This is a genomic window from Streptomyces sp. NPDC042259, from assembly GCF_055582085.1.
Map to the genome: position 1 here is coordinate 734,658 of NZ_JBVJDW010000003.1, position 16,454 is coordinate 751,111.

General features: G+C 72.9%; 14 protein-coding genes. 10 read left to right on the forward strand and 4 right to left on the reverse strand.

Features of this window, described 5'->3' with window-relative positions; translation table 11 throughout:
* The first annotated feature begins 20 nt into the window (after positions 1–20).
* The 8 genes from ACZ6MA_RS12020 to ACZ6MA_RS12055 all read left to right on the forward strand — a co-directional run bounded on the left by ACZ6MA_RS12020 (position 21) and on the right by ACZ6MA_RS12055 (position 6,810).
* Positions 21–797 carry an amino acid ABC transporter ATP-binding protein gene (locus tag ACZ6MA_RS12020; RefSeq protein WP_469433081.1) on the forward strand — a complete coding sequence of 259 codons (777 nt, stop codon included), beginning with the start codon at positions 21–23 and terminating at the stop codon, positions 795–797.
* Between the two features lie 115 nt (positions 798–912).
* Entirely contained in the window at positions 913–1,833 is a 921-nt protein-coding gene (locus tag ACZ6MA_RS12025) for a glutamate ABC transporter substrate-binding protein (RefSeq protein ID WP_469433083.1), read from the forward strand.
* 108 nt (positions 1,834–1,941) lie between these two features.
* Positions 1,942–2,592 (forward strand): amino acid ABC transporter permease, encoded by a 651-nt coding sequence (locus ACZ6MA_RS12030; RefSeq protein WP_469433084.1) that lies wholly within the window; start codon positions 1,942–1,944, stop codon positions 2,590–2,592.
* The gene (locus ACZ6MA_RS12035; protein ID WP_469433085.1) at positions 2,589–3,476 is read left to right on the forward strand and encodes an amino acid ABC transporter permease; all 888 of its coding nucleotides are present in this window, start codon (positions 2,589–2,591) and stop codon (positions 3,474–3,476) included. The genes ACZ6MA_RS12030 and ACZ6MA_RS12035 overlap by 4 nt, the downstream gene beginning before the upstream one ends.
* 308 nt (positions 3,477–3,784) lie before the next feature.
* Positions 3,785–5,644 (forward strand): FAD-dependent monooxygenase, encoded by a 1,860-nt coding sequence (locus ACZ6MA_RS12040; RefSeq protein ID WP_469433087.1) that lies wholly within the window; start codon positions 3,785–3,787, stop codon positions 5,642–5,644.
* Positions 5,645–5,676: 32 nt separating this feature from the next.
* A complete protein-coding gene (locus ACZ6MA_RS12045) occupies positions 5,677–5,763 on the forward strand; it encodes a putative leader peptide (protein WP_324606970.1) in 87 nt (28 codons plus the stop codon).
* A gap of 133 nt (positions 5,764–5,896) precedes the next feature.
* Positions 5,897–6,439 (forward strand): cupin domain-containing protein, encoded by a 543-nt coding sequence (locus tag ACZ6MA_RS12050; protein WP_469433162.1) that lies wholly within the window; start codon positions 5,897–5,899, stop codon positions 6,437–6,439.
* The gene (locus tag ACZ6MA_RS12055; RefSeq protein WP_469433088.1) at positions 6,436–6,810 is read left to right on the forward strand and encodes a rhodanese-like domain-containing protein; all 375 of its coding nucleotides are present in this window, start codon (positions 6,436–6,438) and stop codon (positions 6,808–6,810) included. The genes ACZ6MA_RS12050 and ACZ6MA_RS12055 overlap by 4 nt, the downstream gene beginning before the upstream one ends.
* Before the next feature lie 211 nt (positions 6,811–7,021).
* On the opposite strand, the gene recX is transcribed toward ACZ6MA_RS12055, so the two are convergent.
* From recX to ACZ6MA_RS12075, 4 genes are all read right to left on the reverse strand, one after another.
* A complete protein-coding gene (gene recX, locus ACZ6MA_RS12060; protein ID WP_466899299.1) occupies positions 7,022–7,576 on the reverse strand; it encodes a recombination regulator RecX in 555 nt (184 codons plus the stop codon).
* 78 nt (positions 7,577–7,654) lie between these two features.
* Entirely contained in the window at positions 7,655–8,770 is a 1,116-nt protein-coding gene (gene recA / locus ACZ6MA_RS12065; RefSeq protein ID WP_469433090.1) for a recombinase RecA, read from the reverse strand.
* A 189-nt stretch (positions 8,771–8,959) separates the two neighbouring features.
* Positions 8,960–10,165, reverse strand: a complete 1,206-nt coding sequence (locus tag ACZ6MA_RS12070; protein ID WP_469433091.1) for an AI-2E family transporter — start codon at positions 10,163–10,165, stop codon at positions 8,960–8,962.
* 114 nt (positions 10,166–10,279) lie between these two features.
* Positions 10,280–10,474, reverse strand: a complete 195-nt coding sequence (locus ACZ6MA_RS12075) for a DUF3046 domain-containing protein (protein WP_469433093.1) — start codon at positions 10,472–10,474, stop codon at positions 10,280–10,282.
* Positions 10,475–10,554: 80 nt separating this feature from the next.
* On the opposite strand from ACZ6MA_RS12075, the gene ACZ6MA_RS12080 reads away from it, so the two are divergent.
* Together ACZ6MA_RS12080 and ACZ6MA_RS12085 are read left to right on the forward strand one after the other, a co-directional pair.
* Positions 10,555–11,475, forward strand: coding sequence for a hypothetical protein (locus tag ACZ6MA_RS12080; RefSeq protein WP_469433094.1), 921 nt, complete (start codon positions 10,555–10,557; stop codon positions 11,473–11,475).
* A 139-nt stretch (positions 11,476–11,614) separates the two neighbouring features.
* Positions 11,615–16,393 carry an ATP-dependent helicase gene (locus tag ACZ6MA_RS12085; protein ID WP_469433095.1) on the forward strand — a complete coding sequence of 1,593 codons (4,779 nt, stop codon included), beginning with the start codon at positions 11,615–11,617 and terminating at the stop codon, positions 16,391–16,393.
* Positions 16,394–16,454 lie beyond the last annotated feature (61 nt).

A 16,454-nucleotide genomic window follows, 5' to 3' on the forward strand; every position in this document is an offset into this window, starting at 1 on the left:
AGGACGGAGCGAGAACGCCGATGAGCGAAGTATCGGTGACCAAGGACGCGGCCCCCGTCGCGGACGCACTGGTCGTCCTGAACAACGTCAACAAGCACTTCGGCGCGCTGCATGTGCTCCAGGACATCGACCTGACCATCGCGCGCGGCGAGGTGGTCGTCGTCATCGGGCCCTCGGGGTCCGGCAAGTCGACCCTGTGCCGGACGATCAACCGGCTGGAGACGACCGACTCCGGCACGATCAGCATCGACGGCAAGCCGCTGCCCCAGGAGGGCAAGGAGCTGGCACGGCTGCGCGCGGACGTGGGCATGGTCTTCCAGTCCTTCAACCTCTTCGCGCACAAGACCGTGCTGGAGAACGTGACACTGGGGCAGATCAAGGTCCGCAAGACGGACCGCAAGTCGGCCGAGACGAAGGCCCGTTCGCTGCTCGACCGGGTCGGCGTGGGCGCCCAGGCCGACAAGTACCCGGCGCAGCTCTCCGGTGGCCAGCAGCAGCGGGTGGCGATAGCCCGGGCGCTGGCCATGGACCCCAAGGTCATGCTCTTCGACGAGCCGACCTCGGCCCTGGACCCGGAGATGATCAACGAGGTGCTGGAGGTCATGCGGCAGCTCGCGGCGGACGGCATGACGATGGTCGTCGTCACGCACGAGATGGGCTTCGCGCGCTCCGCCGCCAACCGTGTCGTCTTCATGGCGGACGGGAAGATCGTCGAAGAGGCGCGCCCGGACCAGTTCTTCGCCAATCCGCGCAGCGACCGGGCGAAGGACTTCCTCTCGAAGATCCTCCACCACTGATCCCTTTTCGCGGCCGCGCTGAGCGGGCCCCCTTTTACCCCCACCCCTTCTCCCGCCGGGCCGCCGGCGGTTTCGACCACCCAGCGGACACCCGCAGACGCAAAGGATGTTCACCATGAAGCTCCGCAAAACCGCCGCAGCGGCCGCCGTGGTGCTGGCGCTCACCGCGTCCGCGACCGCCTGCGGCAAGTCGGGCAGCCCCGACGACGACAGCGACAAGGCCAGCGGAGGCGCGTCGGCACCCACCCTGCCGACGTACAAGGTGAACTCCGCCGCCGATGTGAAGGACTCGCCGGTCTTCGAGAAGATCAAGGGCAAGACGATCACCATCGGCACCAAGGCCGACCAGCCCGGCCTCGGTTTCGAGAACCCCGGCACCAAGAAGCGCTCCGGTTTCGATGTGGAGATCGCCCGTATGATCGCGGCCGATCTCGGCTTCGACGAGGCGCACATCAAGTTCACCACCGTCCCCTCCGAGGCCCGCGAGACGCAGATCGCCAGTGGCGGCGTGGACCTGTACGTCGGCACGTACACGATCAACGACGAGCGCAAGAAGCAGGTCGGCTTCGGCGGCCCGTACTACATCGCCGGCCAGGACCTGCTGGTGAAGGCCGACAGCGACATCAAGGGCCCGGACGACCTCAAGGGCAAGAAGGTCTGCTCGGCGACCGGTTCCACACCGCTCAAGCGGATCAAGGAAGCCAAGTACGGGGTGAGCGAGGCCAAGGCGCAGCAGGGCTACCAGCTCTGTGTGCAGGACCTGGTCAACGGCTCGGTCGACGCGGTCACCACGGACGACTCGATCCTCAAGGGCTACGCCGCCGAGAACAAGGGCGCCCTGAAGGTCGTCGGCGCCCCGTTCTCCAAGGAGCCCTACGGCGTCGGCCTGAAGAAGGACGACAAGGCGCTGCGCGACGCGGTCAACAACGCCATCGAGGCGCACATGAAGAACGGCGACTGGAAGAAGGCGTACGACGCGACGCTCGGTCTCTCCGGGACCGCCGCCCAGAACCCGCCCGCGGTCGACCGCTACTGACCAGCGGTGCCTGATCGGTTCCGCGCCGGCGAGGTCCGGCCCCGGGGGTGACCCGGGGGCCGGGCGTCCCGGCGCGGCCGCCCGCCACGCGATTTCCGGAGAAGTGACTTGAACGTTCTGTCGGACAACTTCGCGATGTTCCGCGAAGGATTTCTCGGCACCGTCGAGCTGACGGCGCTGAGCGCGGCGCTCGCCCTGGTGCTGGGCACCCTGATCGCGGCGTTCCGCGTTTCTCCGGTGCCCGCGCTGCGAATATTCGGCACGGCCTGGGTGACGCTGCTGCGCAACACCCCGCTGGTGCTGCTCTTCCTCGCCGTCACCCTGGGGCTGCCCGCGCTCGGCCTCAAGGGCTGGGACTCCTTCTGGCTCGCCGTCATGGCGCTGGGCTGCTACACCTCGGCGTTCATCTGCGAGGCCATCCGGTCCGGCATCAACACGGTGCCGGTGGGCCAGGCGGAAGCCGCCCGCTCGATCGGTATGACCTTCAACCAGACCCTGGGGCAGATCGTCCTGCCGCAGGCGGCCCGGACGGCGATCCCGCCCATCGGCAGCCTGATGATCGCGCTCGCCAAGAACACGGCGATCGCCTCGGGCTTCAACGTCACGGAACTCGGCTCCGTGCAGAAGACGCTCAACGCGGCCGCGGGCTATGACATCTACGTGATCTTCCTGTGGATCGCGGTCTGCTACATCATCATCACTTTCACGATCAGCGGTCTCTTCCGACTGCTGGAGAACCGGCTGGCGGTGGCCCGATGACCTCGAGCGTCCTGTACGACGTACCGGGCCCCCGGGCCAAGGTCCGCAACCGGGTCTACGGCGTCGTGTCCGCCGTCGCCATCCTCGGTCTGATCGCCTTCATCGGCTACAAGCTCGACTCGACCGGCCAGTTCCAGGCGGGCCTGTGGGACGACTACGAGTACAGCGACACCCAGCAGCGGATCCTCGACGGTCTGCTGACGACGCTGAAGACGTTCGCGATCGCCGCGGTGCTCTCCGTGGCGCTCGGCACCGTGCTCGCGGCCGGCCGTCTCTCCGACCACAAGCCCGTGCGCTGGGCGGCCACCACGGTCGTGGAGTTCTTCCGCGCCATGCCGCTGCTCATCATGATCTTCCTGCTCTACGCGGCGGTCTTCACCTCCGAGCCGATGTGGGCCCTGATCATCGGCCTGACCCTGTACAACGGCTCGGTGCAGGCGGAGATCTTCCGGTCCGGCATCAACGCCGTGCCCCGGGGGCAGAGTGAGGCGGCGTACGCGATCGGGCTGCGCAAGACCCAGGTGATGACGGGCGTCCTCGTCCCGCAGGCCGTCCGCTCGATGCTGCCGTCGATCATCAGCCAGCTCGTGGTGACCCTCAAGGACACCTCGCTCGGGTTCATCATCCTGTACGAGGAGCTGCTGTTCGTCGGCAAGGCGTTCGCCCAGCAGACCCCGCCCGTGAACGGCGTCTACGCCTTCATCCCGATGGTGATCGTCTTCGGTTCGATCTACATCCTGCTCTGTCTGGCCCTGTCCTCCGTCGCCACGTGGGTCGAACGGCGCACACAGCGCTCGCGCAAGGGCTCCCCTCCCGCGATGCCCGCCAACGACCCGAGCATCACCAACGGGCTCGGGGGCGCCGGGGGCGGTGCCGGGGGCTGAACGGCCCAGTCGGGCCCCGGGCCACGGCGGGCGGCTCCGGCGCGTGCCGTCCCAAGGCCGACCGCACGACACGACGGTGACGCCCCGTCGGCCCGATCGGGCCGACGGGGCGCGCGCGTTCCGGCGCGCCGTGGCGAACGCCATGGTCACTTGACGCAAGCACCCGCAATGGGTTGCATACGTTCTGTGATCGCGCACCGTGTTCCTCCCGGCTGTCCCCCGCCGACCCGTACGTCCCGTACGGGCGGTTCGCACCGCGCGACCCGCCACGGGATCGCCGGTCCCCACGGGTGGGAAGGAGCCGTGCCGTGGATCCGGTGATCGTCGTCGGAGCCGGGCCGGTCGGCCTCACCCTGGCCCTCGCCCTGACCCGGCACGAGGTGCCCGTCGTCGTGCTCGACGAGGGGCCGCACGGCCGCGCCGAGGGAGCCGGCCCGGCCGGTGGCGCGGACCTCGACGACGAGCGCCTCGCCCGTACGGCCGTGCTGCGGCCGGACACCGCCCGGATGCTGGAACGGCTGGGCTGTGCCACCGGAGGCGGGGCCCGGTGGACCGGCTGGCGCACGCTACGGCGCCGCGCCGTGGTCGCCCAGCTGGCGTTCCGGGAACGCGAAGGCATCGAACACGTCAAACAGCCCGGTCGCTTCGGTGACTACGAGGAGGAGCCGGGCGAGCCGTCCCCGCTGCACCTGCCGCAGTACGCGCTGACCCGCGGACTGCGCGCCGCCCTCGCCCGCGAGCCGGGGGCGCGGATCGTCGGCGGCGGCCGCCTGGACGCCCTGGAGCAGGACGCCACCGGGGTCACCGCGCACACCCGGGGCGTCAACGGCGCCACCTGGCGCGGCAGTTACCTGGTGGGCTGTGACGGTGCCCGGTCCGTCGTCCGCAAGCTGCTGGGCGTGCGTTTCCCGGGCCGTACGGCCGTGGAGCGGTACGCGGTCGCCGCGCTCCGCGCCGAGCTGCCCTGGCCCGGCGAGGCCGTGCTGCACCGCGCGCCGCCGCACGGCGGCGGCGAGGTGACGGCCCGTCCGCTGCCGGACGGGGTGTGGCGGCTCGACTGGCTGCTGCCGCCGGGCCGCGATCTGGTCACCCCCGACCTGCTCCTCGCACGGGTGCGCGACTCCCTGTTCACGTGGTGCGGAGAGGTACCGCCGTACACGCTCCTGGACACCGGTGTGCACGCCGTGCACCACCGGCTCGCCCGCCGCTGGCGCACCGGCCGGGCGTTCCTCGCCGGGGACGCCGCGCATCTGCTCGGAGCCCTCGGCACCCAAGGACTCGACGAGGGGCTGCGGGACGCCGACAACCTCGCCTGGAAGCTGGGCCTGGCCTGGCACCAGGGCGCCTCGGACGCGCTGCTCGACAGCTATCAGACGGAGCGGCGCGGGGCGATCGGCGCCCGGTTGCGCGCCGCGGACCGGGCACTGCCGCCGGTACGCGGCGCGGGTGGCTGGCGTGCCGTGCGGCGGACGGTGGTGCCGGGCGCGTCCCGTGGGCACGACGGACTGCTCAGCGACGGGCACTTGGGGCGCGGACCACTGGGCGCGCCCTACGTGTACACCCGTACGCCCCTGGCCCCGGCCGCGCCGCCCGCGAGTGCCGTGCCGGTGGGGACCGCCGTGGGAGCACCGGTCGTGGACGTCCCGGTGACCGCGCCGGACGGCTCGGACGCACGGCTGCGGGACCGGCTGGGCGGCGGTCTGCTGGTCGTGCTCGTCGCGCCCGGTACGGGGGTGTGGGAGCGGCGGCACTGGTTGGGCGCGGGCCTCATGCCACGGCTCGCGGCAGCCGTCTGCGCCCTGCCGATGCCCGCGGAACTGCTGGTCACCGAGGGGTATCCCGGGGCCGCGGCGCACACGGTGCTGCTGGTGCGGCCGGACGGGCACCTGGTCGCGGCGCTGGCCGGGGTGCGGCCGGCGGAGCTGTACGCCTGCGCGGACGCGGTGCGGGGCGGCGCGGTGGGAACACCCGACGTGTGCGGAACGGGGGCGGCCGGTGCGGGCACGGAGACCGGCGGAATGCCCCGAACCCCGGGGCCGGCCGAGGCCACCGACGACGCGGGGGCCGAGGGCCACGCGGAGCGGCCGGGCCGGGCCGGACGCGCGGGACGCACAGGTCTGGCGGGGGCGCCCGAGGGAGCGGCCAGTGAGGCTACGGCCAATCGTTGACCCGTCCGGACGCACGTGGTTGACTCCGGAGCGTGACTGAAAGCGGCGCGCGATTCTGGCGGAGGGTCCATCTGGACCTGGTCCGCTATGCGGGTTGCGTCTGTCGTCCGTCCTGCTGATCCGCTGTCTCTTCGCGCGACCGTCTTCCCACCCCTGTCTGTGGGACGTCGCGCGCTCCTTCGCGATCCCTCAGGACGGTTCTCTGTGTCTTTCCCCGCCGGTGCGTCCGCGCTTCCCTCCGCCGACGCTGCCCTGACCCCCCTGAGCCCGGTCTCCCCCGCGGCTCCCTCCTCGGAGGTTCCCGCGCCTTCGGCAGCCGATCTGCTGCGATTCGCCCGCCGTACGGCCTCCGACACCACACTCGTCGCGTCGCTTCCCCTCGACCCCGAGGGCCGTACCTGGATCCGTCTGGAGGGGCCGGGCGGTAGCGAGGCCTGGCTGATCGGATGGCCGCCCGGCACCGGCACCGGCTGGCACGACCACGGTGGCTCGCACGGTGCCTTCGCGGCGGCCGCGGGTCTGCTGACCGAACAGTCGCTGTCCGCCCAACTGCCCACCGAGGGCTGGAAGGTGCTGGAGCTGGCGGACGGTGTCGACCGTCAGCGGCAGCTCGCCGACGGGCAGGGCCGGGCCTTCGGGCCGCACCATGTGCACCAGGTGTTCAACGCCTCGGCTACGGAGCACGCGGTGTCCGTACACGCCTACTATCCGCCGCTGCCGATGATGCGGCGCTACAGCCGGGTGGGACAGGTGCTGCGGCTGGAGCAGGTCGAGTGGGCGCGGGAGTGGGCATGAGGGTCGAGGAGCTGCTGGCCGCCGCCCGCGCGGGCCTCGACCGCCTCGGCCCGGCCCAGGCCGCCGAAGTGCAGGCCGGGGGCGGCCTGCTGGTCGACATCCGCTACGCGGCGCTGCGGGAACGGGACGGGACCATCCCCGGGGCGCTGGTCGTGGAGCGCAATGAACTGGAATGGCGGCTCGACCCGCTCTGCGAACACCGTGCGCCGGAGGCGAGCGGTCACGATCTGCGGGTGGTCGTGATCTGCGACGAGGGCTACGCCTCAAGTCTGGCCGCCGTCTCCCTCCGGCAGCTGGGGCTGCGCCATGCCACGGACCTGGTGGGCGGCTTCCAGGCCTGGCGGGCGGCGGGCCTCCCGGTGACGGCCTGACGACGGACGGGCCCATGGCGGGAGTCCCCCGGGACCTGTGCGGCGGTGTCCTCAAACGTCGGACGGGCTGGTGGCTGAGCCCGGCCGAACCAGCCCGTCCGGCGTGTGAGGACGCGCCCGCAGGGCGCTCGCCGCCGCAGGCGGCGACGACGGCTCGCAGCCGAGGCCGGAGCCGGGCCCGGGCGGTCAGCCCACGGGCAGCGTCCGGCGGTCAGCCCTCGGGCAGATAGTGGTCCAGCAGCTCGGGGTCGTCGCCCTCCTCCTCCAGGGCCTGGCGCACCACGCGCAGGGCGAGCCCCTCGGCGTAGCCCTTGCGGGCCAGCATCCCGGCGAGGCGTCTGAGCCGCTTCTCCCGGTCCAGGCCACGGGTGGCCCGCAGCTTGCGCTCGACGAGCTCCCGGGCCGTGCGCTCCTCCTGCTCGGAGTCGAGCTGCCCGACGGCCTCGTCGATCACCGCGGAGTCCACACCCTTGGTGCGCAGCTCGCGCGCCAGGGCTCGGCGGGCCAGCCCCCGGCCGTGGTGCCGGGACTCCACCCACGCGTCGGCGAACGCCGCGTCGTCGATCAGGCCCACGTCCTCGAACCGGGACAGCACCTCCTCCGCCACCTCGTCGGAGATGCCCCGCTTGGCCAGCGCGTCCGCCAGCTGCTTTCGGGTCCGCGGCGATCCGGTGAGCAGGCGCAGACAGATCGCACGCGCCTGCTCCTCCGGTCGCTGCGGCGCCCCGTCCCCGGCCCTCGACGGGGAAGGGGGGCCGCCGTCCATGCGGTCGTCCGCGCCCAGGTCCGGCCGGTCTCCCCCGGCCCGCGGCCGGGGGTGGTACCCCCATCGCTGTGCCACGGTCTAGCTCTTGGCCGCCGTGGCCTTGGCCGACTTGCCCGTGGACTTCGCCGCCGGGGCCGGCACCGACTTGGCGGGCTCGGCCGCGGCGTCCGGGCCGGGCTCGGCCGCCGGAGCCTCGGGGCGCACGCCCACGCCCAGCTTCTCCTTGATCTTCTTCTCGATCTCGTTGGCGAGGTCGGGGTTGTCCTTCAGGAAGTTACGGGCGTTCTCCTTGCCCTGGCCGAGCTGGTCGCCCTCGTAGGTGTACCAGGCACCGGCCTTGCGGACGAAGCCGTGCTCCACGCCCATGTCGATCAGACCGCCCTCGCGGCTGATGCCCTGGCCGTAGAGGATGTCGAACTCGGCCTGCTTGAAGGGCGGCGCGACCTTGTTCTTGACGACCTTCACACGGGTGCGGTTGCCGACGGCGTCGGTGCCGTCCTTCAGGGTCTCGATCCGGCGGATGTCCAGGCGCACCGAGGCGTAGAACTTCAGCGCCCGGCCACCGGTCGTCGTCTCCGGGGAGCCGAACATGACGCCGATCTTCTCGCGGAGCTGGTTGATGAAGATCGCGGTGGTCTTGGACTGGTTGAGCGCACTGGTGATCTTGCGGAGCGCCTGGCTCATCAGCCGGGCCTGCAGACCGACGTGCGAGTCGCCCATCTCGCCCTCGATCTCCGCGCGCGGCACCAGGGCGGCGACGGAGTCGATGACGATCAGGTCGAGGGCACCGGAGCGGACCAGCATGTCCACGATCTCCAGCGCCTGCTCACCGGTGTCCGGCTGGGAGAGGATGAGATTGTCCGTGTCGACGCCGAGCGCCTTCGCGTACTCCGGGTCGAGCGCGTGCTCCGCGTCGACGAAGGCGACCGTGCCGCCCGCCTTCTGCGCGTTGGCCACGGCGTGCAGGGTGAGGGTGGTCTTACCGGAGGACTCCGGTCCGTAGACCTCCACGACACGGCCGCGCGGGAGCCCGCCGACGCCGAGGGCGACGTCGAGAGCGGTCGACCCGGTGGGGATGACCTCGATGGGGTCGTTCGGCCGGTCGCCGAGGCGCATCACGGCGCCCTTGCCGAATTGGCGTTCAATCTGTGCGAGTGCGGCGTCCAGCGCCTTCTCGCGGTCGGTTCCTGCCATGGGTTCCACCCGGTTTGCTTGAGTCGATCGCTTCACGTCCATGACGCTAACGCCTGCCACTGACAATCGGCCCGGGCGTCGCCCCGGCCTGTGGATAACCCGCCGCTACCAGCGTCCCGCCATCAGGCCCGGAACCCCATAAGAATGGATGTTCGATTTTGGTGTCAAGCGCGCCCCGCCGCCCGCGCGTCACCGCCCGCGCCACGCCCTGAGCAGCCGGCCGAGGGCCGAGTCGCCCGGGCCGCGCCGCGCCCGCCGGCCCTGCACCCGGGGGTCGTCCATGACGTCGTACCGCTTGACGTACGCGCCGAGGAAGGCCTGGAGCGTCGCGGTCGCCGGGATGGCGATCAGCGCTCCCACCGCGCCGAGCAGCGCGGTGCCCGCGACCACCGAGCCGAAGGCGACGGCCGGGTGCAGGTCGACGGTCTTGGCGGTGATGCGCGGCTGGAGCAGGTAGTTCTCGAACTGCTGGTAGATCACGACGAAGCCGAGCACCCACACCGCGTACCAGGGGTCCACCGTGAAGGCGAGCAGCATCGGGAGGGCGCCCGCGAGGTAGGTGCCGATGGTGGGGATGAACTGGGAGACCGCCCCCACCCAGACCGCGAGCGCCGGGGCGTAGGGCACACCGAGGATCTCCAGCAGCACGTAGTGCGCGCCGCCGGAGACCAGCGCCATCAGAGCGCGCGAGTAGAGGTAGCCGCCGGTCTTGTCGACGGCGATCTCCCAGGCGCGCAGGACCTCGGCCTGCCGGGTGGGCGGCAGTACGGAGCACAGGGCCCGGCGCAGCCGGGGCCCGTCGGCCGCGAAGTAGAACGAGAACAGCAGCACGGTCAGCAGCTTGAACAGGCCGCCGAGGACCGTGGCGGAGACGTCGAGGACACCGGTGGCGCTGTTCTGGACGTACTTGCGCAGCCAGTCCGAGTGCAGCAGGTCGTTCTGCACCTCGACCCGGGAGAGGTCGGTGCGGAACGTCCGGTTGATCCAGCGGATCACGGAGTCCAGATAGCTGGGGAAGTTCTCCACCATGGTCACGATCTGGTCGGCGAGCACCGACCCCATGAGCGCGAAGAAGCCCGCGAAGGCGACGATCACCCCGAGGTAGACCAGGCCCGTCGCGAGCCCCCGGCGCATGCCGCGGGCGGACATCCGCGCCACGGCCGGTTCGACGGCGAGCGCGAGGAAGAACGCGATCAGGATGTTGAGCAGCAGGCCGATGAGCTGGTGGAAGGCCCAGCTGGCCAGTTGGAAGCAGGCGAACAGGGCGAGCGCCGCCACCATCGCGCGGGGCAGCCAGCGCGGCATGCCGGCGCCGGATTTCCCACCGGTCCCGGTGCCGGTGTCGGGCGGAGGCGGTGGGGCATGGTCCGGGGCGGTGTCGTCTGTGGCTGCCACGGGGCAAGTGTCACCCATACGGCGCGGAGGAAAACCGGGCGCCGCGCCGTACGGCCGGGCGCCCGCCGGGCCCCGCGCGGTACGGCGGCGGTCCCGGGGGCCGCCGTGGGGGCCTCAGCGCCTGTCTTCGGGGATGTCCATGGCCCTGCACACCGCGCGCCACACGTCCTTGGCGTTCCAGCCCGCGTCGAGCGCCTGGTGCACGGTCCTGCCGCCCAGCTCGGACATCACATGATCGCGTGCGAAGGAGTCGGCGTACGCCGCGCCGAAATAATCGCCCATCCGCTGCCAGAAGACCGTCAACCGCATGGGCCCAGTATCCCGCCCCTGAGAGTGCTGCCGGGCACGAGCCGCTGACCGGTGCCGCCGTCCGCCCTTACGGTCGGGGCATGGCCCGATCCGGAGCATCCCCCGCAGTCCGTGCCGAACAGTTCGTCTGGCTGACCGCCCGCGTCCTCGAACAGCGAAGGTTCGCGTTCCACTTCCTGGACGGCGGACCCGACGCCGTGGAAGCGGCCCTTGAGGCCTACCGCGGTGACGACGGCGGCTACGGCCACGCTCTGGAGCCCGATCTGCGCGGGCCGGTGAGCCAGCCCCTGCACACCGCGCACGCGTTGCGCGTGCTCGACGAGATCGGCCGCTGTGGTGACCGGCGGGTGGAGCGCGTGTGCCGCTATCTGACGGCGATCTCCACCGCGGACGGCGCGCTTCCGGCACTGCACCCGTCGCTGCGCGGCTATCCGGCAGCCCCGTGGATCCCGGTCGTGGACGATCCGCCCAGCGATCTGCTGGCCACCGGGCCGGTGGTGGGGCTGCTGCACCGGAACGCGGTCTGGCACGCGTGGCTGTTCAGGGCCACCGACTTCTGCTGGGCCGCGGTCGACGCCCTCGGCCAGGGCGCGAAAACTCACCCGTACGAGGTGCTGGCGGCCGTCGCCTTCCTGGACGGCGTCCCCGACCGCGCCCGCGCGGAGGCGGCCGCCGAGCGGATCGGGCGAACCGTCCGGGAGCAGCGGCTGGCCGTCCTGGACCCCGGGCGGCTGGCGGAGCATCCCGTGCCCGAGGGCTACGCGCCCGGTGAGCACCATTTCCCCCACGACTTCGCGCGCGACCCGGAGTCGGTCGCCGCCGCCTGGTTCACCGACGCGGAGCTGCAACGGTCGCTGGACTACCTGGCCGCCTCGCAGGAGGACGACGGCGGCTGGCCGATCCGCTGGCGGGAGTGGGCACCGGGCACGCGTCTGGAGTGCCGCCCGATGGTCACCATCACCGCGCTGCGCACCCTGCGGGCGTACGGGCGCGTCGGATAACCGCCCCCGCCCCGCCTTCTTCGGCCACACCACCGCGCCCGCGTCCGGAGCCCGCAGGTCAGCCGCGCCCCGCTGTGACGGGGGCGCGGCTGACCTGCGGATCCGGGGCATTGTCAGTGGGGCGGTACAGGATGGGGGCATGGCGGACGACATGGCGGCAGTTCCGGCCGGGGACCCGGCCTCGGCCCTCGCGGCGTTCTCCCCCGCGACCCGGGCCTGGTTCAGGGGGGCCTTCACCGCGCCCACGGCCGCGCAGGCCGGAGCCTGGCGGGCGATCGGCGAGGGGTCCGACGTGCTGGTCGTCGCGCCCACCGGCTCCGGCAAGACGCTGGCCGCCTTCCTCGCCTCGCTGGACCGGCTGGCCAGTTCCCCGCCGCCCGCCGAGCCCGGGAAACGCTGCCGGGTGCTGTACGTGTCCCCGCTCAAAGCCCTCGCGGTGGACGTCGAGCGGAATCTGCGCAGCCCCCTCACCGGCATCCGCCAGGAATCCGTGCGCCTGGGGCTGACCGAGCCGGAGATCCGGGTCGGGATCCGTTCCGGCGACACCCCGCCGGCCGAGCGCCGGGCGCTCGTCACCCGGCCGCCGGACATTCTGATCACCACCCCCGAGTCGCTGTTCCTGATGCTCACCTCCGCCGCGCGGGACGCGCTCGCGGGCGTCGAGACGGTCATCCTCGACGAGGTGCACGCCGTCGCCGGGACGAAGCGGGGCGCGCACCTCGCCCTGTCCCTGGAGCGTCTCGACACCCTGCTGCCCCGTCCCGCCCGCAGGATCGGCCTCTCCGCGACGGTGCGCCCGGTGGACGAGGTGGCGCGCTATCTGTCACCGCAGCGCCGGGTGGAGATCGTGCAGCCGCCGTCCGGCAAGGAGTTCGACCTCTCGGTGGTCGTGCCGGTCGAGGATCTCGGCGAGCTGGGAGGCTCGCCCGTCCAGGAGGGGGACGCCAAGGAGAAGCCGTCGATCTGGCCCCATGTGGAGGAGCGGATCGCCGACCTGGTCCAGGCCCACCGCTCCACGATCGTGTTCGCCAACTCCCGGCGGCTCGCCGAGCGCCTGTGCAACCGGCTCAACGAGATCGCCTACGAGCGCGCCACGGGCGAGGCCCTGCCGGAGCACCACTCCCCCGCCGAGCTGATGGCCGAGTCCGGCGCGGCCAAGGGGGCGGCGCCGGTGCTCGCCCGCGCCCACCACGGCTCGGTCTCCAAGGAGCAGCGGGCCTTGGTGGAGGAGGATTTGAAAGCCGGCCGGCTGCCGGCCGTCGTGGCGACCTCCAGCCTGGAGCTGGGCATCGACATGGGCGCGGTGGACCTCGTCGTCCAGGTCGAGTCACCGCCGTCGGTCGCCTCCGGTCTCCAGCGCGTGGGGCGGGCCGGACACCAGGTGGGTGCCGTGTCGACCGGTGTGGTCTTCCCCAAGTACCGGGGTGACCTGGTGCAGGCGGCCGTGGTCACGGAGCGGATGCGCGAGGGGGCCATCGAGTCGCTGCGCGTGCCCGCCAATCCGCTGGACGTGCTCGCCCAGCAGATCGTCGCCATGGTGGCCCTGGACACCTGGGACGTGGCGGAGCTGCTGGCCGTGGTGCGCCGGGCCGCGCCCTTCGCCTCGCTGCCCGAGTCCGCGTACTCGGCGGTGCTCGACATGCTCGCCGGGCGCTATCCGTCGGACGCCTTCGCGGAGCTGCGGCCGCGCCTGGTGTGGGACCGCGTGGCCGGTACGGTCACGGGGCGCCCGGGGGCGCAGCGGCTCGCCGTCACCTCGGGCGGCACCATCCCCGACCGGGGGCTGTTCGGCGTGTTCCTGGCGGGCTCGGATCCGAAGAAGGGCGGTGGCCGGGTCGGGGAGCTGGACGAGGAGATGGTCTACGAGTCCCGGGCCGGTGATGTGTTCACGCTCGGGACCACGTCCTGGCGGATCGAGGACATCACCCGAGACCGCGTCCTGGTCACCCCCGCGCCGGGCACCCCCGGCCGGCTGCCGTTCTGGAAGGGCGACCAGCTGGGCCGTCCGCTCGAACTGGGCCGGGCGCTGGGCGCGTTCCTGCGCGAGGTCGGCGGGCTGGCGCCCGAGGCGGCCCGCGAGCGGCTGGACGCCGCCGGGCTCGACACCTGGGCGACGGACAACGTCCTGTCCTACCTCGACGAGCAGCGCCGTGCCTGCGGCCATGTGCCGGACGACCGGACGATCGTCGTCGAGCGGTTCCGCGACGAGCTGGGCGACTGGCGGGTCGTCGTCCACTCCCCCTTCGGCGCCCAGGTCCACGCGCCGTGGGCCCTGGCCCTCGGTGCCCGGCTCACCGAGCGGTACGGCATGGACGCCCAGGTGATGCACGCGGACGACGGCATCGTGCTGCGGCTGCCCGACGCCGACCTCATGGGGCTGGAGCTGCTGGACGCCGACCCGGCCCGGCCCGGCACCGAGTTCGACAGCGGGCAGTCCCCCGTCGGGGCCGCCGATGTCACGTTCGACAAGGGCGAGATCGGTCAGATCGTCACCGACCAGGTCGGCGGTTCGGCGCTCTTCGCCGCCCGGTTCCGCGAGTGCGCGGCCCGCGCCCTCCTGCTGCCGCGCCGCAGCCCCGGCAAGCGCACCCCGCTGTGGCAGCAGCGCCAGCGGGCTTCCCAGCTCCTCCAGGTGGCGGGGGAGTTCGGCTCGTTCCCGATCGTCCTCGAAGCCGTCCGCGAATGCCTCCAGGACGTCTTCGACGTGCCGGGCCTCACCGAGCTGATGGGCGACATCGAGGCCCGCCGGGTGCGGCTGGTGGAGGTGACGACCCCCGAGCCGTCGCCCTTCGCCCGCTCGCTGCTCTTCGGCTACGTCGCCCAGTTCCTCTACGAGGGCGATTCCCCGCTCGCGGAGCGCCGCGCGGCCGCGCTCTCCCTCGATTCACGGCTCCTGGCGGAGCTGTTGGGCCAGGCCGAGCTGCGCGAACTGCTCGACGCGGAGGTGCTGGCCGAGCTGGAGCGCGAACTGCGGTGGCTGACCGAGGACCGCCGGGTCAAGGACGTCGAGGGAGTCGCCGATCTGCTGCGGATCCTCGGCCCGCTGACCGATGCCGAACTGGCCGAGCGCGGCGCCGAGCCCGGGTGGGCGAAGGAGTTGTCGGACGCCCGGCGGGCCCTGCGGGTCCGCATCGCCGGTCAGGACCACTGGGCGGCGATCGAGGACGCCGGGCGGCTCCGCGACGCCCTGGGGACGGCGCTGCCCGTCGGTGTCCCGGAGGCCTTCACCGAGCCGGTCAAGGATCCTCTCGGGGATCTCCTCGCCCGCTTCGCCCGCACGCACGGCCCCTTCACCTCGGCGCAGGCGGCGGCTGGTTTCGGCCTGGGTCCGGCGGTGACCGACGGGGCGCTGCAGCGGCTCGCCGCGAGCGGCCGTGTCGTCCAGGGGGAGTTCCACCCGGCCGGCATCGGCCAGGAGTGGTGTGACGCCACGGTCTTGCGCAGGCTGCGCCGCCGGTCCCTCGCGGCCCTGCGGCAGGAACTGGAGCCGGTGCCGCCCGCCGCGCTCGCCGCGTTCCTCCCGCAGTGGCAGCACGTCGGCACGCACAGCCTGCGCGGCACCGACGGCCTGGTGCGCGCCATCGAGCAGTTGCAGGGCGCGCCGGTTCCCGCCTCCGCCCTGGAGAAGCTGGTGCTGCCCGCCCGGGTCAGCGACTACTCCCCGGCGATGCTCGACGAACTCACCGCGGCGGGCGAGGTCGTCTGGGCCGGCGCGGGAGCACTCCCCGGGAAGGACGGCTGGGTCTGTCTGCTGCCCACCGACGCGGCACCGCTGCTGCTGCCCGCTCCGCACCCGCTGGAGATCACGCCCGTGCACCAGGCCGTGCTCGACGCGCTGTCCGGGGGTTACGGCCTGTTCTTCCGTCAGATCGCCGACCAGGTACGTGCCGCGGGCCACGCGCCGGCCGAACCCGGCGGCTCGGACGCCCACATCGCCGACGCCGTCTGGGACCTCGCCTGGTCCGGCCGGCTCACGAACGACACGCTCGCGCCGCTGCGCTCCCTGCTCGGCTCGGGGCGCACGGCTGGGTCCACCGCGCACCGCGCCAAGCGCGCGGTGCCGCGCGGCCGCTACGGCTCGCTGACCGGCCGCGCGGGCGGGCTCGCGGGTCGTCCCACGGCCTCCCGCGGCGGGCCGCCGACGGTCGCGGGCCGCTGGGCCCTGCTCCCCGAGCGCGAACCGGACCCCACCCACCGGGCACACGCCCTGGCCCGCACCCTCCTCGACCGGCACGGGGTGGTGACGCGGGGGGCTGTGGCGGCCGAAGGCGTCGAGGGCGGCTTCTCCGCCGCCTACCGCGTCCTGGCCGTGTTCGAGGAGAGCGGGCAGACCCGTCGCGGGTATGTGGTCGAGGGGCTGGGTGCCGCACAGTTCGCGATGGACGGCGCCGTCGACCGGCTGCGCGCCGTGAGCACCGCCCGGGAGCGGGCGGCCGGTGCCGATCACACGGGCGGTCCGAGCGGCTTCGACGCGCCCTGGGCGCCCCCGGCTCCCACGACCCCGCCGCGCGGCGGTGGCCGGCGCGCGGTCGTGCTCGCGGCCGCCGATCCCGCCAACGCCTACGGTGCCGCGCTCCCGTGGCCGGAGCCGCCCCCGGGCGCGTCCCACAAGCCCGGGCGCAAGGCCGGTTCCCTGGTCGTCCTCCTCGACGGCGCGCTCGCCCTGTACATGGAGCGCGGTGGCAAGACCCTCCTGGCGTGGCCCCGGGAGGAGAACGCCGAGACGGTGAGCGGTGACGACCCCGTGCTGCGCGAAGCGGCGGCGGCCCTGGCCGACGCGGCCCGCGCGGGCGTGCTGGGCACGGTCACGGTCGAGCGCGTCAACGGCTCCCCCGCGCTCACCTCCCCCCTCGCGCCGCTCCTGGAGTCCGCGGGCTTCCACGCCACCCCCCGGGGACTACGACTGCGCGCGCCCTAGGCCTGACCGGCGGACCAGTGGTGTCCTCACTCTCCCCCCGCAACCACCCGTCCGGCGCTTG